General features: G+C 40.9%; 24 protein-coding genes, 3 tRNA genes and 1 riboswitch. Of the genes, 19 read left to right on the top strand and 8 right to left on the bottom strand.

Annotated features, from left to right (window positions below):
• Window positions 1-38: 38 nt before the first annotated feature.
• A riboswitch (TPP riboswitch) is annotated at window positions 39-145 on the top strand.
• Between the two features lie 138 nt (window positions 146-283).
• From thiW to CPRO_RS14235, 6 genes are all read left to right on the top strand, one after another.
• Window positions 284-772 carry an energy coupling factor transporter S component ThiW gene (gene thiW / locus CPRO_RS14260; protein WP_066053301.1) on the top strand — a complete coding sequence of 163 codons (489 nt, stop codon included), beginning with the start codon at window positions 284-286 and terminating at the stop codon, window positions 770-772.
• 19 nt (window positions 773-791) lie between these two features.
• Window positions 792-1,607: a bifunctional hydroxymethylpyrimidine kinase/phosphomethylpyrimidine kinase gene (gene thiD / locus CPRO_RS14255; protein ID WP_066053297.1), complete on the top strand. Its 816-nt coding sequence runs from the start codon at window positions 792-794 to the stop codon at window positions 1,605-1,607.
• Window positions 1,608-2,092: 485 nt separating this feature from the next.
• Window positions 2,093-3,079 (top strand): LCP family protein, encoded by a 987-nt coding sequence (locus CPRO_RS14250; protein ID WP_082754382.1) that lies wholly within the window; start codon window positions 2,093-2,095, stop codon window positions 3,077-3,079.
• A 795-nt stretch (window positions 3,080-3,874) separates the two neighbouring features.
• Entirely contained in the window at window positions 3,875-4,894 is a 1,020-nt protein-coding gene (locus tag CPRO_RS14245; protein ID WP_066053292.1) for a methionine ABC transporter ATP-binding protein, read from the top strand.
• Entirely contained in the window at window positions 4,887-5,546 is a 660-nt protein-coding gene (locus CPRO_RS14240; RefSeq protein ID WP_066053290.1) for a methionine ABC transporter permease, read from the top strand. The genes CPRO_RS14245 and CPRO_RS14240 overlap by 8 nt, the downstream gene beginning before the upstream one ends.
• A gap of 45 nt (window positions 5,547-5,591) precedes the next feature.
• The gene (locus CPRO_RS14235) at window positions 5,592-6,437 is read left to right on the top strand and encodes a MetQ/NlpA family ABC transporter substrate-binding protein (RefSeq protein ID WP_066053287.1); all 846 of its coding nucleotides are present in this window, start codon (window positions 5,592-5,594) and stop codon (window positions 6,435-6,437) included.
• A 112-nt stretch (window positions 6,438-6,549) separates the two neighbouring features.
• On the opposite strand, the gene CPRO_RS14230 is transcribed toward CPRO_RS14235, so the two are convergent.
• The 8 genes from CPRO_RS14230 to CPRO_RS14195 form a co-directional block, all read right to left on the bottom strand.
• Window positions 6,550-7,368 (bottom strand): VanW family protein, encoded by an 819-nt coding sequence (locus CPRO_RS14230; protein WP_066053284.1) that lies wholly within the window; start codon window positions 7,366-7,368, stop codon window positions 6,550-6,552.
• A gap of 25 nt (window positions 7,369-7,393) precedes the next feature.
• The gene (locus tag CPRO_RS14225; protein ID WP_066053281.1) at window positions 7,394-7,828 is read right to left on the bottom strand and encodes a dUTP diphosphatase; all 435 of its coding nucleotides are present in this window, start codon (window positions 7,826-7,828) and stop codon (window positions 7,394-7,396) included.
• A gap of 13 nt (window positions 7,829-7,841) precedes the next feature.
• Window positions 7,842-8,336, bottom strand: a complete 495-nt coding sequence (nrdG, locus tag CPRO_RS14220; protein ID WP_066053278.1) for an anaerobic ribonucleoside-triphosphate reductase activating protein — start codon at window positions 8,334-8,336, stop codon at window positions 7,842-7,844.
• Window positions 8,337-8,339: 3 nt separating this feature from the next.
• Complete coding sequence (nrdD, locus tag CPRO_RS14215) at window positions 8,340-10,457, bottom strand: anaerobic ribonucleoside-triphosphate reductase (protein ID WP_066053275.1); 2,118 nt, start codon at window positions 10,455-10,457, stop codon at window positions 8,340-8,342.
• A 119-nt stretch (window positions 10,458-10,576) separates the two neighbouring features.
• Window positions 10,577-12,076: a glycerol kinase GlpK gene (gene glpK / locus CPRO_RS14210; protein ID WP_066053273.1), complete on the bottom strand. Its 1,500-nt coding sequence runs from the start codon at window positions 12,074-12,076 to the stop codon at window positions 10,577-10,579.
• Window positions 12,077-12,140: 64 nt separating this feature from the next.
• A complete protein-coding gene (locus tag CPRO_RS14205) occupies window positions 12,141-12,749 on the bottom strand; it encodes an MBL fold metallo-hydrolase (protein WP_066053270.1) in 609 nt (202 codons plus the stop codon).
• A gap of 607 nt (window positions 12,750-13,356) precedes the next feature.
• Entirely contained in the window at window positions 13,357-14,748 is a 1,392-nt protein-coding gene (gltA, locus tag CPRO_RS14200; RefSeq protein WP_066053267.1) for an NADPH-dependent glutamate synthase, read from the bottom strand.
• Between the two features lie 16 nt (window positions 14,749-14,764).
• Entirely contained in the window at window positions 14,765-15,619 is an 855-nt protein-coding gene (locus tag CPRO_RS14195; RefSeq protein ID WP_066053265.1) for a sulfide/dihydroorotate dehydrogenase-like FAD/NAD-binding protein, read from the bottom strand.
• Between the two features lie 206 nt (window positions 15,620-15,825).
• Here CPRO_RS14195 and mazG point away from each other — a divergent pair, with 206 nt between their 5' ends.
• The 13 genes from mazG (at window position 15,826) to CPRO_RS14135 (ending at window position 22,712) form a co-directional block, all read left to right on the top strand.
• The gene (gene mazG / locus CPRO_RS14190) at window positions 15,826-16,614 is read left to right on the top strand and encodes a nucleoside triphosphate pyrophosphohydrolase (RefSeq protein ID WP_066053261.1); all 789 of its coding nucleotides are present in this window, start codon (window positions 15,826-15,828) and stop codon (window positions 16,612-16,614) included.
• Window positions 16,615-16,658: 44 nt separating this feature from the next.
• Window positions 16,659-16,934, top strand: coding sequence for an HU family DNA-binding protein (locus CPRO_RS14185; protein ID WP_066053258.1), 276 nt, complete (start codon window positions 16,659-16,661; stop codon window positions 16,932-16,934).
• 249 nt (window positions 16,935-17,183) lie between these two features.
• Complete coding sequence (locus CPRO_RS14180; protein WP_066053255.1) at window positions 17,184-17,423, top strand: RNA-binding S4 domain-containing protein; 240 nt, start codon at window positions 17,184-17,186, stop codon at window positions 17,421-17,423.
• A 274-nt stretch (window positions 17,424-17,697) separates the two neighbouring features.
• The gene (yabP, locus tag CPRO_RS14175) at window positions 17,698-17,976 is read left to right on the top strand and encodes a sporulation protein YabP (protein ID WP_066053253.1); all 279 of its coding nucleotides are present in this window, start codon (window positions 17,698-17,700) and stop codon (window positions 17,974-17,976) included.
• Window positions 17,977-17,991: 15 nt separating this feature from the next.
• Window positions 17,992-18,594 (top strand): spore cortex biosynthesis protein YabQ, encoded by a 603-nt coding sequence (yabQ, locus tag CPRO_RS14170; RefSeq protein WP_066053250.1) that lies wholly within the window; start codon window positions 17,992-17,994, stop codon window positions 18,592-18,594.
• A complete protein-coding gene (locus tag CPRO_RS15100; protein WP_072743387.1) occupies window positions 18,524-18,853 on the top strand; it encodes an FtsB family cell division protein in 330 nt (109 codons plus the stop codon). The genes yabQ and CPRO_RS15100 overlap by 71 nt, the downstream gene beginning before the upstream one ends.
• Before the next feature lie 79 nt (window positions 18,854-18,932).
• A tRNA-Met gene (locus CPRO_RS14165) sits at window positions 18,933-19,006 on the top strand.
• 8 nt (window positions 19,007-19,014) lie between these two features.
• Window positions 19,015-19,086 (top strand) — tRNA-Glu (locus CPRO_RS14160).
• Window positions 19,087-19,113: 27 nt separating this feature from the next.
• Window positions 19,114-19,186: transfer RNA gene (locus CPRO_RS14155), tRNA-Val, on the top strand.
• A gap of 138 nt (window positions 19,187-19,324) precedes the next feature.
• The gene (locus CPRO_RS14150; RefSeq protein WP_066053246.1) at window positions 19,325-19,849 is read left to right on the top strand and encodes an ECF transporter S component; all 525 of its coding nucleotides are present in this window, start codon (window positions 19,325-19,327) and stop codon (window positions 19,847-19,849) included.
• Window positions 19,850-20,516: 667 nt separating this feature from the next.
• Entirely contained in the window at window positions 20,517-21,089 is a 573-nt protein-coding gene (locus tag CPRO_RS14145; RefSeq protein ID WP_066053244.1) for a manganese efflux pump MntP, read from the top strand.
• Between the two features lie 7 nt (window positions 21,090-21,096).
• Complete coding sequence (locus tag CPRO_RS14140) at window positions 21,097-21,654, top strand: phosphatase PAP2 family protein (protein WP_066053241.1); 558 nt, start codon at window positions 21,097-21,099, stop codon at window positions 21,652-21,654.
• A gap of 125 nt (window positions 21,655-21,779) precedes the next feature.
• On the top strand, window positions 21,780-22,712 hold the full coding sequence (locus tag CPRO_RS14135; RefSeq protein ID WP_066053238.1) for an AEC family transporter: 933 nt from the start codon (window positions 21,780-21,782) through the stop codon (window positions 22,710-22,712).
• Window positions 22,713-22,817 lie beyond the last annotated feature (105 nt).

Here is a 22,817-nt window from a genome sequence, read left to right as displayed (position 1 = left end):
GGGTGTAAAACGTGCTACTTTGTAATGGAAACGAATCATATTTTTGCTGGGGGTGCCGTGTTCGGCTGAGAATCAAGCAAGCAGCTTGTTACCCTTTCTACCTGATCTGGATTATACCAGCGTAGGGAAGCGTTATACTTCAAAATCAGGCGCAGCAAACGAGAAATCGTGGCTGCGCTTTTTTATGAAAAATACCTTGTTTTCTCGGGACGCTTTCTGGATGGGAAAGTCTTGTATCGGGATAGAAACCCTTGGTCACACTATAAAAAGGAGAGAATCTATCATGAAAACAAGAAAGCTTACAATTTCAGCAATGTTTATCGCCATTGGTGTACTGGCAGGGAACTTGATTTACATACCTGTTGGGGCCTCTAAGTGCTTCCCTATTCAGCATACGCTGAATATTTTGGCTGCTGTCCTCTTAGGCCCTGCTTATGGTGTGGTAAATGCTTTTTGTATTTCCTTGCTCAGAAATTTTATGGGAACAGGATCTTTATTGGCATTCCCGGGCAGCATGGTTGGGGCACTATTGGCAGGATACATATATAAATTAACCAAAAACAATTATTTAACGGCGGTGGCAGAAGTATTTGGTACAGGGGTTTTAGGCGGACTTTTGGCAGTACCCATTGCTATTTTTACTATGGGAAAAGCAGTAGGTGCATTGGCTTACGTTCCTGCTTTTTTACTAAGCTCCTTCGGGGGTAGTATAGTGGCAGTTTTACTATTGCAATCCGCTTATTTTGTAAAGACAGTCTCAAAAACATCTTAATCTTTTGGAGGTTGATAGAATGAAGCACGTTTTAACAATAGCAGGCTCGGATACTTGTGGGGGCGCAGGCATACAGGCAGATTTGAAAACTTTTTCGGCTTTAGGAACCTATGGCATGAGTGTCATTACAGCGGTGACGGTGCAGAATACCCAAGGGGTTTTTGGCTGCCAGGACATTACCCCTGAGATTATTCGGGGGCAGATAGATGCTATTTATTCTGATATCGCTGTGAGTGCTGTGAAAATAGGGATGGTATCTCAAATTGAGACCATTCATGCCATTGCCGACAAACTACTGGAGCACCAAGCAAAAAATATTGTGGTTGACCCTGTTATGATTTCGAAAAGCGGCTTTGATTTGATGCAACCCGAAGCGAAGGATACGTTGATTCAGCGTTTGATTCCCTTGGCCTATGTGGTAACACCAAACCTTCCCGAGGCAGAGGTAATTACAGGCATGAAAATTGACGATTTATCCTCTATGGAGGTGGCGGCAAGAAAAATTTTTGCCATGGGGGCAAAAAATGTATTAATCAAAGGTGGTCACTTAGAGTACGATGCCACAGATTTATTGTTTGATGGAGAAAAAATTACTCTGTTACATTCAGACCGTATTGAAACGAAAAATACTCATGGCACAGGTTGTACCTTATCCTCTGCCATTGCAGCAAATTTGGCGAAGGGGAAAAGTGTTGAGGAGGCAGTGGAGACTGCCAAAAAATATATTACCGTGGCAATTGAACATAGCTTAGAAATCGGCAAGGGTGTGGGCCCAACAAACCACTTTTATGAGCTGTACAACAAAGCGGGGATTTGGGACGAAGTGAAAGACTGAAAAAGTGTGTAAGGCATAGGGAAAAAGGCAATTGAAAAATAGGCATAGAAGATATCTGATAAACCGAAGCATCTTCTTTTATTACCTATTATTTTTTAACAGGGTTAGTACGATCAATATTACCATGGCTATGTCTGTGATAGGTAAAGCGATGGTTATGCTTTTGTGCTCCATAAATTTGGTGACAAGTAGTATTGCAATTGTTGTAAGGAGTAGTACTGATTTTATTTTTTCTCTGGTCATAGGATTACCTCGCTAAAATGAATGTATCTAAATTATAACATAGGATTTGTCTTTTACAATTTAAATCATTACACATTTTCTCTTTGGGGGAAATAAGGGCGTGGCTGAACAAAAGCCACGCCCTAAGTGTTATTTGTTACCAATAGGCGTATTAATAGAATTTTCATTGTTTTTTTTCCCATAGAGGAATATAATGAAAAAACGACTGTGACGATTTTTGTAGAAAGGACGTTTTTCCCCTTATGGATAAGAAATTATGGAGGTTGTATTTTAAAACATTATTGTTTACCTTGATGGGACTTTGCGGGGTATTGGCAATTTTGTACGGAATTTTCATGTACATGGTTGGAGGATTAAACCGCCAAAGCGTAGATGAAAGTTCTCTTTCGGTAAATGAGAACTTAAGTGTATATGGGAATCAGGGAATTATGAATATTGCATTATATGGCATTGATTCTCAGAATAAAGAGAACAAAGGGCGCTCGGATGCCATATTGATTGCCTCTGTCAACGGAAAGACAGGCAAGATTAAGCTGATTTCTATTGCAAGAGATACATATGTTGATGTTCCTGATCACGGAAAGACAAAAATAAACCATGCCTATGCTTATGGTGGCCCTGAACTGGCAATTCAAACAATTAATGAGAATTTCCATTTAGATATAAAGGATTATGTTTCTGTAAATTTTGATTCTTTGGCAGATGTAATCGATGAATTGGGCGGTATTGATTTGGAGGTCAGCGAAGCTGAGCGAAAACAGATTAACAATTACCTTTTAAAAGGGGAAAAGTTGCAGGAATCCGGCTTAGTGCATTTGACAGGCCCTCAGGCTGTAAGCTATTCTCGGATTAGAAAAATTGATGGAGATGTGATGCGAGGAGAGCGCCAGCGTAAGGTTCTGGAATGCCTATTTAAAAAAGCACTGGAAATCAATCCTTTAGCGTATCCTTCTTATGTAAGAAAGTTTGCTCCCATGGTGGAAACTTCTTTAAGCAATGATGAAATTTTGAAGATTGCTTCCGTTGGAATGAAGAGTGGCGTTTCTTTAGAGCAGGCAGGTTTGCCCAATGAAAACATCAAAGCCGGCGGCCAAACGATTAAAGGAGTATGGTACTATGTGTATGACATTGACCAGGCGGCAGATATGATTGAAGATTTTATATATCACGATATTCCTTTTGACCAGTATGGCAAGGATATGGTTGAAGAAAAAGGTGCAACAGAGTAAAAATTGTGAATTATTTATGAACATTATGCAGAAAAATCTTGAAAACAAGTGATAAAAAACGATTTTTAATTTTAAAAGCTGATTTAATTTTTAAAAAGTTCAAATTAACATATAAGTTTAGTAGGTATTTTTGTGCAAGATGTTAAATGACATTTCTTGGGGAAATGTTAAGTGCAAAAAATGGAATTGACAAACCTTGAGAAATTAGTATAATGGGGAATAACTTAACATTATTGAAAAAGGCTGCGAAAAGAAGAGTACATCGTGGATGATTTTACAGAGAACCTCCTATAAAAGCTGAGAAGGAGGAAATTCGGAAATGGTGGAAGATGGTCTTGGAGCTGCGCACCGAGAGGTTAATCCTTTAGGCTGCGACGGGAGCGCCCGTGATAGCGACGGAGTATCGGCATAACAATGTCTGTACTTGCAGAGGCGATAGCTGTGAGGCTATGGTGAATTAGGGTGGTAACACGAAGCGAATGCTCTCGTCCCTGAGACAGAAATGTCCTAGGGAGAGAGCTTTTTTATTGGAAAAAACTTGATTCTGCAAAGACATGGGCAGTAATTGATATTTTCGGTAAGAATAAGGTGATGGGCTTTTGTCCAGTAGAGATGTTTCAAGACCATGGGATTCAGAAATGCATCTATTTATCCTGATTTTGACTGAAAGAAAACTTGAAAACACAAGGTTTTTTTGAGGGTGTGAACGTTTTCCACCCTGAGTAAATACAGCCTACCGGGGGTTGTATTATAGAAATTTTCTTATGGCATGCAAAAAGAAAAGGTGGTAAAGGTATGGAAAAGAAGGAGATTATGATTCGCTTAGAGGGCGTATCAAAAAGCTTTCCTCAAAAAAGAGGTTCTTTAGAAGTATTAAAGGATGTTGATTTGGAGATTGCAAAGGGAGAAGTTTTCGGAATTATCGGTATGAGTGGCGCAGGCAAAAGTACGTTGGTACGTTGTATCAATCTGTTAGAGCGACCCACCAGCGGGCGGGTTTACTTAGATGGACAGGAGCTTACTTGTCTGGCGGAAAAAGATTTAAGACAACAGAGACATTCCATGGGAATGATTTTTCAGCAGTTTCATTTGTTAATGCAAAGAACTGCTCTGGAAAATGTTTGTTTTCCTTTAGAAATATCAGGCGTATCCAAGGAAAAGGCAAAGGCAAGAGCAGTGGAATTATTGGAGTTGGTTGGTTTGGGTGAGCGTTTAGGTGCATATCCTTCTCAGCTTTCCGGCGGACAGAAGCAAAGAGTTGCCATAGCCAGAGCTTTGGCAACAGAGCCAAAGGTGCTTTTATGCGATGAAGCAACCAGTGCCCTTGATCCCAACACAACAGCAGGGGTTTTACGGCTTTTGAAAGATATAAATGAACGATTAGGCATTACCATTGTGGTGATTACCCATGAAATGAGTGTTATACAGGAAATTTGTAACCGTGTCGCCATTATTGATGGTGGACAGATTGCCGAAATGGGCGGTGTTGAGGAAATCTTCCGTGCCCCAAAAACAAAAGCAGGTAGAGAATTGGTATATCACGAGGGCAAAAACAGAGAAGCCATTGAGGGCCCTATTGCAAATTGTTACCGTGTGGTATTCCGCGGGGGCATTTCCGGTGAGCCTATTTTAGGAAATATGATGCTGGAATGCAACGCTGTTGCTAATATTCTTTCAGGCAACACCCGTATGTTAGACGGCAGAGTGTATGGACAAATGATGATTCAGCTTCCTGATGATAAAGAAATCAGAGAAAAAATGCTGGCATATTTAAAGGAAAGAGATGTGGAGATAGAGGAGGTTCAGTATGTTTAAAGAAGGAATGATGGCCTTAGTTGGCTCTGCATTTTGGGAAAGTATTTATATGACATTGGTATCCACCTTTTTTGCTTACTTAGTAGGGCTTCCTATGGGATTGGTTTTGGTTATGACAGATAAGGAAGGGGTTCGTCCCATGCCAATTGTCCATCAAATTTTAGGAGCTATTATCAACGTAGTGCGTTCTGTGCCATTTTTGATTTTGATGCTTACCATTATGCCTTTTACGAAGACAGTAGTTGGCACCACCATTGGTCCCAAAGCTGCCATTGTTGGTCTTTTGGTTGCAGCGGCACCTTTTATCGCCAGATTGGTGGAATCTTCCCTAAAGGAAGTGGAGCGTGGTGTCATTGAAGCGGCCCAGTCCATGGGGGCTTCTCCTTTACAGATTTTGGTGAAGGTACTAATTCCAGAGGCGAAGCCTTCTTTATTGGTGGGTAGTGCCATTGCAGTAACTACGATTCTGGGTTATTCCGCTATGGCTGGCTTTATTGGCGGTGGTGGTTTGGGCGCAGTTGCAATTAACTACGGCTATCACCGAGGACAGACCGATATTATGTATGTAATGGTAGTGTTGCTTGTTGTAATTGTTCAGATTTTGCAGGAAGTGGGCATGCAGGTTGCAAAAAGAACTGATAAACGTTTGTAAACCAATGAAGGTTTCAATATAGAAAAAAATAGGAGGGAATTTACTATGAAGAAATTTTTTGCATTATTATTAACAGGTGCTTTGGCACTTGGAGCTGCTGGCTGCGGTAGTAAAACAGATAAAGCAGCAGATGCTGAAAAGCCTGAAACAACAGGTGCGGAAGCGGTAACTTTAAAAATTGGTGCATCTCCCACTCCCCATGCAGAAATTTTAGAGGCTGCAAAGGAAGAATTGGCTGCAAAGGGAATCAATTTAGAAATCGTGGAATTTACCGATTACGTACAGCCTAACTTGGCATTGGACACCGGTGATTTGGATGCAAATTACTTCCAGCATGCACCTTACTTGGATTCTTTTAATGAGGAACATGGCACAAAGCTTGTAAGCTTGGGTGCTGTGCATTATGAACCAATGGGTATCTACAGCAAGAGCATCAAAGATTTAGCTGAATTGCCTGATGGTGCAAAGGTTGGTATTCCTGCAGATGGCACCAACGGCGGACGTGCGTTGTTATTGCTGGAAGCAAATGGCTTGATCAAATTGGATCCTAATGCAGGCACATCTGCTACAAAGCTTGATATTAAGGAAAATCCCAAGAATATTGAAATCGTTGAAATGGAAGCGGCTCAACTGCCTTTATCTATCGGCGATTTGAGCATTGCAGTTATCAACGGTAACTATGCAATGCAGAACGGCTTGAAAACTGAAGATGCTTTGGCAATTGAAGCGGCAGATTCTTTGGCGGCAACAACTTATGCTAACATTATTGCAGTAAGAGCTGGGGATGAAACAAGACCTGAATTGGTTACTTTGCTTGAAGTATTGAACAGCCAGACAATTTCTGACTATATTAAAAATACTTATGGCGGCGCAGTTGCTCCTACAGCGTAAAGTTTTGTTTTACTGAAAAAAAGAGCCCCGCAGGATCATTCTTGAGGGTGAATAGAATCATAAAAAGACTTTCCATTTCACGAAGTGGGAAGTCTTTTTTGTAGTATTATGTTTATTGTATGATTTTTAAACCTGCGGTATCATAGATAACTTTTGCATGATTCCTCTGTAAAAGGGTTCTTTCAATACAAACATTGGAGTTTGTATGAATTTTTTCTCTAAAAACGTCACCGTTGCGATATACACCGTCTTCTTCTTTGGAAAAAAACTCATCCTCAGTATATATTTTATATTGATAGGGCTGAGATTCATTTGACCTAATTTCACCGCAGAGATTTTCTTCTGTCAGGCAGATTAATATTTGATATGTAGCAGTTGTATTATTTTTAAATTGATAATCAAAATAATTATAAACGATGGAGGTGCCCAGACCAAAGGGCACTTTTCGTTTAAAGTCAGGGAATAAATCCAGCTGGTCATGCTGATGCCGTTCTATAATGGTGAGAGGGGTATGCAAAACCATCCAATGGATTAGATTTGTAAACTGGCACATTCCGCCACCCACATCATGGGAGGGTCTTCCCATTTTAATGGCCAGCCCTGTTTTATAGCTCTTCGCCAAGGTGGTATTGCCCACTAGATTCCAGAAAGAAAAGATTTCTCCGGGATGGATTAACACACCATTCACCGAAGGTACTGCCAAGGAAAGATTAAAAACTTTATTCTCTTGAAGTACCATATCTACAGTGCCTAGCTTTCGTCGCATAAAAGAGCTATGGGAATAAATTTCATAGGGCAATGGTAAGGGAGATTTTGCTTTTGCAAATTTCTCTTTGCTTGTGAAATTTCTTATATGGCGAGAAATAATACATTTTTGCCTTGAAATTTCGTATGTCAAAGGACACAGTTCGCAAAACAACTTTCGTCCCACAATGTATGCACCCCCTTTTTATTGGTTATTGCTTTCCTGTGGAGCCAATACCGCCTCTGTTCTCGTTGCCAAGATTCTCAGTTTCCTCAAAGGAGATTTTTGGCTGGTGCTCAAAAATTCGGAACTGGCAGATACGGTCGTTCACCTCAATGCTTGTATCTCGCATAGCCAAGGCGGGGAAAAACCATTGGTCATTGTTGCCGCAATAGCTTTCATCTACAATGCCGCAATGGTTTGTTTGGATAACCCCGAAATTTTTGAAGGTGGAGCTTCTGGGAACGATATGGGCCTCGAAACCCTTAGGCAGTTCTATAGCAATGCCAAGGGGAATCAAACGGAATTCTCCCTGTTTTAATTCAATTCTTTCGGCAGCTCTTAGGTCAATCCAATCTGATTTTCCGTCTATATAGCGCAATTTTTCGATTTTGTCACTGAGATACTTAATTCTAATGGTTTCCATAAAATTTCCTTTCTTACTTTGGGTGATAGAGATAAAGAGAACTATTTTTCATTGATTTTTGCACATCTATAATCCGTTGGTTAGAGCTTCCTTTCCAATGAAGCTTAGGATCCTTCAAATCTAAAATGAATTTCCCATCAACCAATACATCAATATATTCCATGATTGGCAGAGCACTGATTTCTTCCCAGCGATAACCTGTATAGAGCCATATGGTTTTATCGGGGAAACGTTCTTTGATTTGCTTAGCCAAAGCAGTTACCTCTTGGCGGTTTCCCATAAACAAAGGGTCGCCGCCGCTGAGGGTAATGCCACTGGTATAATCATGCTTGAGGGCATCAAAAAGCTCATGTTCTGCTCTTTCGTCGAAAGGGATTCCCCCGTTAGGATCCCATGTGATGGTGTTATGACAGTCTTTACAGCAATGATCACAGCCGGAAAGCCAAAGTACAACACGAAGGCCCTCGCCATTTAGCATATCATCCTTCGTAATATTATGATAACGCATATGTTACATACTCTTCCTTTCTGCAATCTCTGCCATTTTTGCCTCGTTCAGGCGGGTATCCCCTTTCACTCTGGAATAAGAGAGGTAACCGTTCATACGGTCAATTTTTGTTAGGTTATGGCTTCCGCATTTGGGGCAGACATCCATCTCCAATTCCTGATGTCCGCAATCGTCGCAATAGGCCAGAGAAAGGTTGACTCCTTCATAGAAACCCATCTTCATAGCTCGACGGATAAGGGTGCGGATGGCATCCAAATTATAATCAATGGGATATTTCACATACTGAATTTTTCCACCATTAAATAGGTTCCAAAAACGATTTTCTAGATTCTGTTTTTCAATGGGTGTGATATCCTCTGTTACATGGCAGTGAAAGCTGTTGCTTACATATGGTCTATCGGAGACATGCTCGATAACTCCATATTTTTTGCGGAATTGGGTTACCTGTAGGCCGCAAAGGCTTTCGGCAGGGGTGCCATAAATGGCATAGAGATTACCGTCCTCTTCCTTAAACTGAGTAATTTTTTGGTTAATATGTTCCAGTGCTTCCAGAGCAAACTGACCATCTTCCACCAAGGATCTGCCATTATGAAGCTCTTGTAATTCATTCAAAGCAGTGATACCAAAGGAAGCCGTAGCGGACTTTAAAAGCGGTTTAATTTTATCATGCAGACCTAAATTTCCGCCATAAAAACCACCCTCGCAGTAGGCTAATGGGTTGGTGGAGGCACGCATTTCTCCCAAATATGCATAAGTACGTACATGGAGGTTGCGAATTAGCTCTAAATAATAGTCCAAAACCTCATAAAAAGGCTTGCTTTCCTGCTTTGCCTTAGCATAAATCATAGGAAGGTGAAGGCTGACAGCGCCAATATTAAATCGCCCCACATAAACAGGCATATCATTTTCGTCAGCGGGTTTCATGCCACCACGCTCAAACCAAGGAGATAAAAAGGCACGGCAACCCATTGGGCTGATGATTCTACCATATTTTTTGTAGATATCAGCCACATAGCCATCCCCTGTCAGGCTTAGCCAATCGGGATACATACTTTTTGAGGAGCATAGAATACCAGCTTCAAAAACATCTTCTAAAGCTTTGCCCTCTCCGTGAAGGTTTTCATCATAAAGAAAAACAAGTTTAGGGAACAGTACTGGTTTTTTACAATTTTTCTTGCCTTGACCCTTTCTGCGTACATTCAGCATGGTAATAGATGCTAATTTTGCAAATTTCCCTGTGCCTGTGCCGAAGGTCATGGTAATGAAGGGATAATCGCCACGGCTAGAGGCAACGGTATTGAATTTATATTCCCAGCCCTGAAAGCCTTGCTCAAAATCATTCAAAATATCGGCCATGGCTTCTCGGTCGGCTACCTTAGGGGTTAGTCCCATTTCCATATAGCGACGATAAAACTTTTCATAGCTTTTTTCTGCATAAGGCTCTAAAAGGAGGTCCACAGAGGGTACGGTAAAGCCACCATACTGTTGGCTTGCGGCGGAAAGAACAATGTCGCCGATTACGTCGAAAGCCACGTTCAGGGTTTTAGGCTCGTTATACCAAAGGTTTCCCATTTCAAAGCCACCCTCCAGCACTGTTTGCACATCAAAAAGGCAGCAATTCATGGTATCTCTGCGGGCAGACATATCATGGACATAAAGATAGCCGTCACGGCAGGCCTGTAATTCCTCGGTGGTCATAAAGAATTTTTGATACAATTCCTTATTTAACTGATTGAAAACCAGACTACGCTTTGTGGAGACCAAGGCACTATCTGTATTGCTATTTTCCTTATCCCCAATATACATGATGGATTGGCTTTTTTTATAGACCTCGTCCAACATTTTCACGAAGTCCTGCTTATAATTGCGATAGTCGCGGTAGCTTTTTGCGACCTCAGGCTTAACTTGTTCCAAAGCCGACTCCACAATATTATGCATCTCTGCAATGGGGATGCCTTCTTTTCCTAGGGAAAGAGCTTTTTCCTCAACATAATTGCATAAAAAGTCTAGCTCTTTTTGGGTGAATTTCACCAAGGCACGATAGGCTGATTTGTTAACGGCGACCACAACTTTTTGGATATTCCAAGGCTCGTGGGTATTATCTTTTTTGATTACATACATAAGCGACTTCCTCCTTTTATAGTCAAAAATTGTATGGGAAGGGCAATTCGCCCTACATGTTCAGTGACTATAAATGTAGCATATATTGTGCTATTTTTCAATATTAAATTAATAATACACTATATGTTGTTTTGTGATTTACTGCCTAGGGCTTGATTTACAGCCTTTTTCCAGCCATAATTTTTTTCATCTGCAACTTCCTTAGATAGCTTGGGGGAGAAAACGCAGGACACCTGCCAATTTCTTCTAATCTCCGTTAGGTTCTTCCAATAGCCTACAGCAAGCCCTGCCAAATATGCAGCACCTAAAGCTGTGGTTTCCAGTGTGGAAGGACGCAAAACAGGTGCTCCCGTGATATCCGATTGAAATTGCAATAAAAAGGCATTGGCGGCGGCACCGCCATCAACTCGAAGCTCTGCTAAAGGCAGCTCCGCATCCTGCTCCATAGCATGGAGTACGTCATAGGTTTGGTATGCCATAGATTCTACAGCGGCTCGCACAATGTGGGCACGGTTTGCACCTCTTGTTAAGCCTGTGAGAATTCCTCTGGCATAGGGGTCCCAATAAGGTGCCCCTAGACCTGTAAATGCGGGCACCAAATAAACACCGCAAGTATCCTCAACAGAATGGCAGAGCTCCTCTGTTTCCGCCGCTGAGGAAATGATTTTCAGTTCATCACGAAGCCATTGGATTGCCGCACCTGCAACAAAAACGGAGCCTTCCAAGGCATAGGTGATTTTATTGTCCAAGCCCCATGCGATGGTAGTGAGCAGGCCGTTTTTAGATTGCACAGGAGTTTCTCCTGTATTCATGAGCAAAAAGCAGCCTGTTCCATAGGTATTCTTTGCGGCACCAGGGGAATAACAGGCTTGTCCGAACAGTGCCGCTTGCTGATCTCCCGCAACACCTGCAATGGGGATGGGGCAACCCAAATGGGTTGGCAGAGTATGACCTAAAATACCCGAGGAGGGTACGACCTTAGGCAAAATGCTTTCTGGGATTTCCAGTAGTTCTAATATTTCTTTATCCCAGCAAAGGGAGTGGATGTTAAACAGCATGGTTCTGGAGGCATTGGAATAATCGGTGGCGTGAACTTGCCCCCCCGTTAGGTTCCAAATTAGCCATGTATCTACAGTACCAAAAAGTAGATTGCCTTTTTGAGCAAGTTCCTTTGCATTAGGTACGTTATCCAGAATCCATTTGATTTTTGTAGCGGAAAAATAAGCATCAATGGGTAACCCTGTTTTTTCACGGAAGAATTTTTCAAAGCCCTTTTTCTTTAATGAATCGCAAAAAGGAGCTGTGCGGCGACATTGCCAAACGATGGCGTTGCAAAGGGGACGACCATTTCTTCTGTCCCATAGAATGGTAGTTTCTCTTTGGTTTGTAATGCCGATGGCACCAATTTCTTCAGCGGTAACCCCTGTTTTTTCTAAGACTTCTCTGGCAGTTTCCAATTGTGTATGCCAAATTTCCATGGGGTTGTGCTCCACCCAGCCTTGATGGGGGTAATATTGAGTAAATTCCTTTTGTGCAGTACAAACTGCTTTTCCTTGCTGATTGAATAAAATAGAACGGGAGCTGGTTGTGCCCTGATCCAGAGAAAGGATATATTTCATAGGAAAAACCTCCTTTTTTTTAGAAAAACCCTGTTCCCCGAAAAAAGGGCACAGGGTTATTTATTTACATAAATGGATTGGAGCATCTTTCAATTTCCATGGTAGTAGAGGGGCCATGACCAGGGTAAACGGTATAGTCTCCAGGTAGGTCTCGAAGTAGCTTTAAAGAGCGTAAAATCGTTGACCAATCGCCGGTAGCCAAATCTGTTCTACCACAGGAGCCTTGGAATAGGGTATCTCCTGAAAAAATATTATCGCCTAGGATATAGCAAAGGCTTCCTTCTGTATGGCCTGGGGTGAAAAGAACATCAAATTTCATATCTCCCACAACGATACTGTCTCCGTCAGATACCAGCTCATCAGGAAGGACGGTAATTGCACCGCCGCCATAGATAGAGCAGTTTGCAGCAGGGTCGGTTAAAATGCGAAATTCATCCTTTCCAGCCACTACTTTACATCCATATTTTTCCTTTACTGCCTCAACAGCACCGATATGGTCAAAATGACCATGGGTCAGCAGGATATGGGTGGGTTTCAAGTTAAATTCAGAAATATAAAAATACAATGGTCTTGGGTCTCCATCACAGTCGATGATGACTGCATTACCTGCATCATCGGAAACCACATAGCAGTTTGTCCCAATAGAGCCCATTGCTAGGGTTTTAATTTTCATGGGATAGCCTCCTTTAATAGGTTTAATCGTTCCGTATACATCTTTTTAGATTATAGCAGAATCCCTTGCATTCGCCAAGGAAAAAAACAGGATTCAGTCAAAGACATACATTTGCTAGACCTTGCCAATTAGGCTGTGGGCTTTGCCCACACCTACTTGCTTTTTTAATAAAAGCAAAAGTAAAACATTATGGGTGTCGATAAAGCGATATCCTTGAAAAGAGCTCAGTTCCTTTAAATTTTTCTAAGTTAATATAGGACAAATAGATGCGTTCCTGCAACCAAAGGTCTTGAAACGCCCTATTTTCCTCGAATGAGGAAAGCCAATACTGCGGATTCTACTAGAAAAACACTTTGTTTCTCAAGCCCTTAGACTTTAAGGCTTTAGAGAAACTGGATATGCTTATTTTTTCGACATATTTTCTATGTTAGAAAAGGAATATTATAATTGGTTGATGATTTTATTAATATCCTGAAACCCCATAATGAGGTTTCACAAGGGTCAAGGGTGATAACCCTTGTGGGTGTTTGAGGGCAAAGCCCTCAAGGTCTTAAAAAGGGTGCCGCATATTCGCAGCACCCTTGTAGTCTATGTATTAAGGTAGAATTTATTTGTTTTTCAAATATTCGTCAATGGAAGCAGCAGCTTTTTTGCCTGCACCCATGGCGAGAATAACAGTTGCGGCACCTGTAACTGCATCACCACCGGCATAAACGCCTTCTCTCGTTGTTTGATTGGTTTCCTCGTTGACAACAAGACAGCCTCTGCGGTTAGACTCCAGTCCCTTGGTGGTGCTTCTGATCAGTGGGTTAGGGGAGGTACCGATGGACATAACCACGGTATCTACGTCAATAATATAATTGGAGCCTTCCATAGGAACGGGACTTCTTCTGCCGCTGGCATCAGGTTCACCCAGCTCCATTTTCAGGCATTCAATGCCGCAAACTTGCCCATTTCCGTTATCCAGAATTTGTACGGGGTTACGCAAAAGATGGAACTCGATACCTTCTTCCTTAGCGTGATGCACTTCTTCCAAACGTGCGGGCATTTCCGCTTCGGAACGGCGATATACAATATAAACATTTTCAGCACCAAGGCGTTTTGCGCATCTTGCGGCATCCATTGCAACGTTACCACCACCTACCACAGCCACGGACTTGCTATTACGAATAGGGGTATCATATTCTGACTGATATGCTTTCATTAGGTTGATTCTGGTTAGGTATTCATTTGCAGAGTATACACCAACCAGAGCTTCTCCAGGAATGCTCATGAAGGAAGGAAGGCCAGCGCCAGTGCCGATAAACACCGCTTCAAAGCCCATATCTTCAATGATTTCATCAATGGAGAGCACCTTGCCGATTACCATATTTGTCATGAACTTTACGCCCAAAGCCGCCAAAGTATCGATTTCTTTTTGTACAATACCCTTGGGTAGGCGGAATTCAGGAATGCCATAAACCAAAACGCCACCTGCTTTATGGAAGGCTTCAAACACGGTTACGTCGTAGCCTGCTTTTGCCAAGTCACCAGCGCAGGCAAGGCTTGAGGGGCCTGAACCAACAACGGCAACTTTCATGCCATTGGAAAGGGGCTTTTGGGGTGTTTCTGTGGAATTTGCCATATACCAATCGGCAACAAATCGCTCTAAGCGACCAATGGCAACAGCTTCGCCTTTGATACCACGAACGCATTTTGCTTCGCATTGACTTTCCTGAGGACAAACACGACCGCACACAGCAGGCAGGGCGTTGGTTGAGGTAATCACTTTATAAGCCGCCATAAAATCGCCTCTTGCAACCTCTGCAATAAACTCAGGAATGCGAACGTTTACGGGACATCCCTCGATACAGGGCTTATGCTTACAGTTCAAGCAACGGGTTGCTTCTTCCATTGCCATTTCACCGGTATAGCCCAATGATACTTCTTCAAAGTTTTTATTTCTAATATCAGGTGCCTGTTCAGGCATTTTAATTTTTTCCAAACTCATATTAGCCATGACGCAACATCCCCCTTTATTGAATAACTTCCTTGGCCAGCTTGTCCATACGACAGACATGATCCTTAGAAATTTCCCCTTCTCTTTGTTTATAAATAGAGTTACGGTTCATCAGCTCATCGAAATCTACCAAGTGACCGTCAAAATCCGGACCATCAACACAGGCAAATTTAATTTCACCACCAACGGTAACACGACAGCCGCCGCACATACCTGTGCCGTCAATCATAATAGGATTTAAGCTTACAATGGTATGAATGCCATAGGGTTTTGTGGTCAGGCTGACAAATTTCATCATGGGGATAGGGCCTATGGCAATTACGGTATCATATTGATTTCCTGCCTCGATCAAAGCTTTCAATTTATCTGTAACAAAGCCTTTTTCAGCCTTTGAACCATCATCGGTCATAAGATAGTAATTAGTAGAAACTGCTTTCATTTCATCTTCCAGAATAACAATATCTTTATTACGGAAGCCTACAATAACATCGACTTCAACACCCATGGCATGGAGGGCTTTTGCTTGGGGGTAAGCAATGGCACAGCCAACGCCGCCGCCAACCACTGCAACTTTCTTCATCCCTTCATATTCCGTTGCTGTGCCCAAAGGTCCAACGAAATCTAAAATGGTATCGCCAATTTCCTTGGCAGCAAGAAGATTGGTTGAAAAACCAACTTTTTGGAATATAATTGTAACGGTGCCTTTTTCCCTATTATAATCGGCAATGGTTAAGGGAACTCGTTCACTGTATTCATCTACACGGAAAATAATAAACTGACCCGCTTGTGCTTTTTTGGCAACAAAAGGGGCTTCGATTTCCAAAAGAGTTACCGCACTGTTTAGCTCTCTTTTATCTACAATTCGAAACATGGGCAAACTTCCTTTCTCTTTTTTGATTTTTTTTGCCGCTTTAATTTAGCGGCATTTTTTGATAGAATTATCATAACACAAAAACAGTAGGGACAAAAGGATAAAAACGCTGTTTTTCTAAGTTGCTTGCAATAAAAAGTTTATTGGTTTTTTAGACTGCAAAAAACAAATTTTGGGCATATAAAAGGATAATAGGAGGCACTTTTATGGATAAAAGATATAGTTTAGAGGATTTACAGGCCATCATAGAAAAGTTACGGGGCGAAGGTGGGTGTCCATGGGACAGAGTACAGACCCATGAAACTTTAAGAGAGGCTATGCTGGAGGAGGCATATGAAGCGGTAGATGCCATTGAAAGAAAAGATCAGGAGAATTTGAAGGAAGAGCTTGGGGATGTGCTGATGCAGGTGGTGTTCCATGCAGAGCTTGCCAAAGAGGCAGGATGCTTTGGGTTGGAGGATGTGATTGAAGGAATATGCAAGAAAATGATATACCGTCATCCTCATGTTTTTGGTAATGCCAAGGCAGACACTGCCGATGAGGTTTTGGTAAACTGGGAAATATTGAAAAAACAAGAAAAACAGATTACAACCCAAAGTGAGGCGATGAAGCATATCCCTATGGCTTTGCCCGCCCTGATTCAAGCAAAAAAAGTTCAAAAAAAAGCGGCAGATATTGGGTTTGATTTTACTGAAATTGGAGATGCTATGGATAAGGTAAGGGAGGAGATAGCAGAGCTGACAGAGGCCATAGAGCAAGGTTTGGGGACGGATGAAGAAGAATTTGGGGATTTTTTGTTTGCAGTGGTGAATATTTCCCGTTTTTTAAAAATAAATCCAGAGATTGCCTTGACAAAAGCCAGTAAAAAGTTTATAAATAGATTTGAGTATGTTGAGAATTCAGCGCTTTCAGAGGGAAAGAAGCTTTCTGAAATGACTCTGAAAGAAATGGATCATCTTTGGGATGAGGCAAAAACGAAGTCTTTATCTGAATAAAGAATCCAATAAAATTAATGAATTGTATTGAGGAGGAATTTATAATGAACAAATCTGATTTGGTAGCTGCTATCGCTGAGAAGGCAGAAATGAGCAAAAAAGATGCTGAAAAGGCTCTGAAAGCTTTTGAAGATGTAGTAACAGAAGAACTCGCGATGAATGGCAAGGTTCAGCTGGTAGGATTTGGTACATTTGATGTAGCAGAAAGAGCGGCTCGCGAAGGCAGAAACCCTCAGACAGGTATGGCAATGCCCATTCCCGCTTCCAAAGCACCCAGATTTAAAGCTGGTAAGGCTCTGAAGGATGCAATCAATAAATAATTTTTGTATGCCGATAACACGCCTTTCATAAGAAGGGCGTTTTATTTTTCCCTTTCTTGGATATAGGTGAGACCGAGATGGCTTGCTTGGGGTTATTGGTTTGCAATAAGAAATGCGTAGCTTATAAAGGGCGATAAAAAGTTTGGTTAAGTTTATTTCTAAGTGCTGATTGTCGGCAACTTATAGTATGGTTAAATGATTTGAAGTTTGCTTATCGTTAAAATGTATTTGCAAAAAAGGAGGAAGCTCGTGCGTATTGATAAATTCCTTAAAGTATCCCGTGTGATTAAACGCAGGACCATCGCCAATGAGGCTTGCGATGCAGGGAGAGTTATGTTAAACGGCAAGGTGGTAAAGGCAGGCGCCGAGGTTAAAGTGGGAGACATGATTGAGATACAGTTTGGCAGTAACACCACCCGCCTAGAGGTTTTAAGTATTAAAGAGTCTCCTCGGAAAGAGGATGCCGCTGCAATGTATCGCAGTGTGTAACAATTTTAGGATTTCTCGTATGGATTAAGAGTATCCGTATAACAAGAAAAGTCAACTTGCGGGTATATACGACGCAAGAGGCTTTTTTTGTCTATTATGAACCTATGTGAATTTTAGAGAAGCTTGAAGGAATTGAGCTTTTTTCAAAGGGTATCCACTTTATCGACACCACGCACCATTGCCATTGGGAGGAAGGTGCTTTTTTTATGCAGTCTAAAAGCCTTTTCACGGACATATATTGATAGCAGACAAAAAAATGCGGGAGGCAGATCTAATGGCAGAGGAAAGAAAACGAAGCAGACATACAGTATCCATGGAGGAGCGGGAACGCATTCGTATGGGCGGTGTTTTGGAGGTACTATCCTTTGATGAAGAGGGGATAATGTTAGAAACAGATTGCGGCTTAATGATGATTAAGGGTACAGGAATACATATGGGAAAACTGGATTTAGATGCAGGGGAGGTAACAATTGAGGGATTATTCGACAGCATTACTTACTCTGATGGAACTTTAGGGGAGAAACACTCTTTTTTGGGAAAACTGTTTCGATAAAAAGGGGAGATTGTAATGATACTATCTTTACAGGGACAGGCGCAATTGTTTCTTCTATCTGTGTTGCTGGGGGGGATTCTTGGCTTAGTATATGATTGCTTGCGTGTGTTCCGTCATATTATCCCCCACAAGCGGTTGTGGGTACAGCTGGAGGATGGGTTATACTGGCTTTGTTCAATTATTTTTGCATTTGTGGTGATACTGGGAGCAAATGCGGGAGAAATACGTTTTTTTATGATATTGGGTATGTTTGGTGGTATGGGGGTTTACTTTTTATCCTTAAGTCATTTGGTGATTGCCGTGAGTGACAAGGTGATTTACATTGTAAAAAGAGTACTGTTTTTATTCTTTGCTATTATAATGACGCCCTTTCGGTTGGTTTATCTGGTAATTCGTACACCCTTGAGGAAAGCTGGCTTCTTTTGCGGTAAGTTCAAGAAAAAAGTGTTGCATTCCTGTAATTTTTATGCAAAAATAAAGCTGAATACACTGCGGAGAGATTGGAACATTGCAGTGAGAAAAAAACGGAAAAGTGGTGACGAGCCGAATGCGCAAAAGGCGAAAGCAAAAAGACCAGCGAAGGGAAAGCATAGGAAAAAAAACGTCAAAACTAGATAAAATCTTCGTTCGTATATTTTTAAGTGTTTTTGTTTGTGCCGTTGCCTTTGGTGTTTTTGGGCGGTCTAGAGCCTGTGATCGGTTGAGACAAGAACGGTTGGATGTGGCATCTCAAATTCAGATGGAGCAGGAAAAAAAGTTGGAGCTTGAAGAACGCAAGAAATATTATAACAGCGACAGCTATATAGAGCAAATCGCAAAGGAACAGCTTGGTATGATAAAACCAAACGAGGTTTTGTACATAAACAGAAGTCAATAGTAACAAGAAAACATAAAAAACGATATAAAAAAGCTTGACAACGTATGGAGGAATGGGTATAATCAAGTGGTCGACTTGTGGCGGAGTAGCTCAGTTGGCTAGAGCATGCGGTTCATACCCGCAGTGTCGGGGGTTCAAATCCCTCCTCCGCTATTTTTTTCGGCCCGTTGGTCAAGCGGTCAAGACGCGGCCCTCTCACGGCTGAAACAAGGGTTCGATTCCCTTACGGGTCATTGATTATCTTAATATTGCTTAAGCATGGAAGTTTAGCTCAGCTGGGAGAGCATCTGCCTTACAAGCAGAGGGTCACAGGTTCGAGCCCTGTAACTTCCATTCTTTTTTGTCTAAAAATTGTATCGTTACAATTGATATTATTGTTTCGATACAATTTTTTGTTTTTTTCTGAAACCTCTAGGCATAAAAGAACAGATATGGTAACCTTCTATTAATAAATAGGAGGATGTGAATGAAATGAAAACGACAACAAAAGAATTATGTATCCAAGGACTGTTGGTTGCGTTAGTTACAATCAGTACCATGGTATTCCAAATTCCCGTATCTGCCACCCAAGGCTATATACACTTAGGTGACAGTATGATACTGCTGATTAGCGTGTTTTTTGGCGCCAAATATGGTATGGTTGCCGGTGGGGTTGGGTCTGCTATGGCAGATTTATTAAGTGGGTATGGCCATTGGGCACCCTTTACCTTTATTATAAAGGGAATCATGGGGTATCTCATTGGAAAGATTGCTTCTTTTTCTGAGAAAAACCAAAAACTCTTCACCCCCAGAAATATGACAGGGTCGGTATTGGGCATTCTTTGGATGGTTTTTGGCTATTTCGTGGGTGGAGGCATTTTGAAAAGCAGCTTTGCCGTTGCGGCAGTTTCCATTCCCGAGAATTTGATTCAAGGCTTTGCAGGTTTTGTAATTTTTATTGTGGTGGGTATTGCATTTCACAAAGCGAAAATATATAAATTTGTCTTAACGCGATGATATTTGTTTTAGGATGCATTTATATAGTAGTAAGACAGAATTTTTACAATATTTTGCGGTAGAGAGTTATGACTTTAGGCTTAAATTAGAGACATTTCGTGGCTCTCAATGGATAGCATTTTGTTGCTAATGGTAGTCGATTTTTAAAATAATAAGCTATATGGCGAATTCCATGTAGCCATTGAATTAATATAAGAGCAGAGGTTTGTTGTTTGCAAATTGCCAACGACAAACCTTTTCATATTTTAGGAAGAATTTTGGTAGGATAGAATGTCATATCTTTGTTTTAAATAGAATTGTTTCCGGATATAATGGAATGAAGTTGTTCGAAGTTGTTTGGAGATTGAAAAGTAGCAAAAGACATAAAAGTGAAATTGATGAAAAGAATAGCATTTTTATTTATATATTCCATAGTTTTTTTTAATCAATATGGGTGAATGATCAAAGTTGTCAAAGTAGGTTTGTATGTATTTACATAAAAATGTACAAAATAAAATGCAATTTTTGTTAAATAAGTATCATTTTAATGAAGGTTGTACATTTTAAAATATTTCACATAAGATAAATAGAGGAATGAACTTTTCCATGGAGGAATTGACTGATGAAATGGGTTGTGTTATATTCCACTAAGACTTATGAAAGTTGAAAGGATAGGAGGAAAAAGGGTTTGAAATTAATTACAATTTTTTTAATAGCGGTGAGCCTTGCTATGGACGCCTTTGCTGTCTCTATTTCCAATGGCGTTTGTACACGGGGGTTTGGAAAAAAGGATGCGGTAAGACAGGCGGCTTTTTTTGGCGGGTTTCAGTTCATAATGCCTGTCATTGGATGGTTTTTGGGCTGTAGTGTAAAAACCTACATAGAGGCAGTTGACCACTGGATAGCATTTTTGTTGCTACTTATCATTGGTGGTAACATGATTTATGGAAGCATAAAGGGTGGTGAGGACGACAATAGTTGTAGCACATCACTCACAAATAAAATGCTTTTTTTACAGGCGATAGCAACCAGCATTGACGCCTTAGCCGTGGGAATTAGCTTTGCCATTTTAGATGTGAATATTTTAGAGGCCGGCATCATTATTGGCGTGGTTTCCTTTGTGATTTCCTGTCTTGGAGCTTACGCAGGCAAATACTTGGGGGATAAACTGCAATCAAAGGCTGAAATTATTGGTGGTGTAGTATTAATATTGATTGGGACTAAGATATTATTGGAGCATACACTACTGGGGGTTGGGTGATAAATATATGGAGTGGATACAGTCGTTTGATAGTATCATTTTAACGGGACTAAGAGGTTTTTTTTGCGTCCCATGGCTGGATAAACCCATGATTTTTATTTCTCGATTGGGAGATCATGGACTAATTTGGATTGCATTGACAATCCTCTTTTTTTTAGTGGGTAACAAAAATAATTCTTACAGGTCAGGGGGGACAGTATTGGCCCTTAGTTTGGCTATAAATGCACTGCTTTGCAATATGCTACTAAAGCCTATGGTGGGCAGAATGCGACCATATGACTTGATGGGGTATGATATTTTGCTACCTCGGCTAACTGATTTTTCCTTTCCCTCAGGACATACTGCGGCTTCCTTTGCGTCGGCAACTGCTATTTATGCGCTGAATAAAAAATGGGGCATAGGTGCATATATATTTGCAACATTAATGGGTTTCAGCCGCTTGTATTTAGGGGTTCATTTTCCCTCGGATGTTTTGGCTGGGGCTTTTACTGGCTGGGTTGCCGCAAAGATTGCTATTTACCTGTATAGAAGACTTACTTTGTCAAAAAAAAGTCGAATTTCGTAAAATAATGATTGCAAAGAGATATTTTTTTATATAGAATAAAGGAATAGTTTTTTAATTAGATTGGTGTTTCTACTTCTTGGAGGGAGCGGAGGAGCATTCAGTGACAAAGGGAAGAAGGTTTGAGTATGGCAATACCAGTTATTTTGCAGTTACTGACTATGGTAATCCTTATGGTTGTCGGCGTTGTACTGCATAAAAAGCAATATTTGTCCACGGCAAATGCAAAGGGGCTTTCCATTGTATTAACCCGTGTGGCGGTACCATGCAATATGGTTATTTTGATGCAAAGAGAGTATTCTGCTGAAATTTTTGCAGGATTTTTGAAAACCTGTGGTGTAACTTTTCTAATGTGCTGTATTGGTGCGGTAATGTTTTTTGTGGTGGGAAAAATAAAGAAAATGGGATTGAAGGAGCTGGGGCTTTTTTCCGGCGGTGGCGTGTATAGCAATGTTATTTTTATGGGACAGCCTTTGATTATGGCGATGTACGGCACAGAGGGATTGATTTTCTGTGTGGCAGTTATGTTTACCTGTAACGTATTTTTGTTTACCGTATGCTCATTCTTGTTTAATTTGGGAGGAGAAAACAAGAAATCTTTCGGCAAAATGATGAAGGATGCATTTTTTAATTTGATTTGCCTTTCCGCAATTATCGGTGTATTTTGCTTTGTGAATTCCATTACTTTGCCTGCACCTATTTATGATGCGTTGCTATTTAGTGCGAATACAACGGTTTGTTTGTCTATGATTTATATTGGTACATTATTGGCAGCGGCAAATGTAAGAGAGATATTTCAAGATAAGGTTGTTTATATTTTCAGCTTTTTCACGCTGATTATTATGCCTGTTATCACAAAAATTATTGCTGCATTTTTCCTGAAAGGCATGGCCCTTAATGTATTGGTGGTGCTTATGGGGACACCTGCAGCGGCAGCACTGCCTTCTTTTGCAGAATTATATGGAAATGATGCAAAAAGAGCATCAGAATATGTTTTTGTTTCCACCATTTTATCTGTGGTGACACTTCCTCTTGTTGCAGAATTTTTGTGCAGAGCTTAAATAGAAAAGCATTGAGGGAACTATTTTATACAATTTAGATTGAAAAGGGATTAAAGTTTATTGAAAAAATTATGAAAAAATGAAGCCTGTATTGCAGAGGAAATT

The organism is Anaerotignum propionicum DSM 1682, assembly GCF_001561955.1.
In the GTDB taxonomy this organism is placed as follows: Bacteria; Bacillota; Clostridia; order Lachnospirales; family Anaerotignaceae; genus Chakrabartyella; species Chakrabartyella propionicum.
Note: the sequence above shows the minus strand (reverse complement) of the source record. Positions and strands in the feature narration are given on the sequence as shown.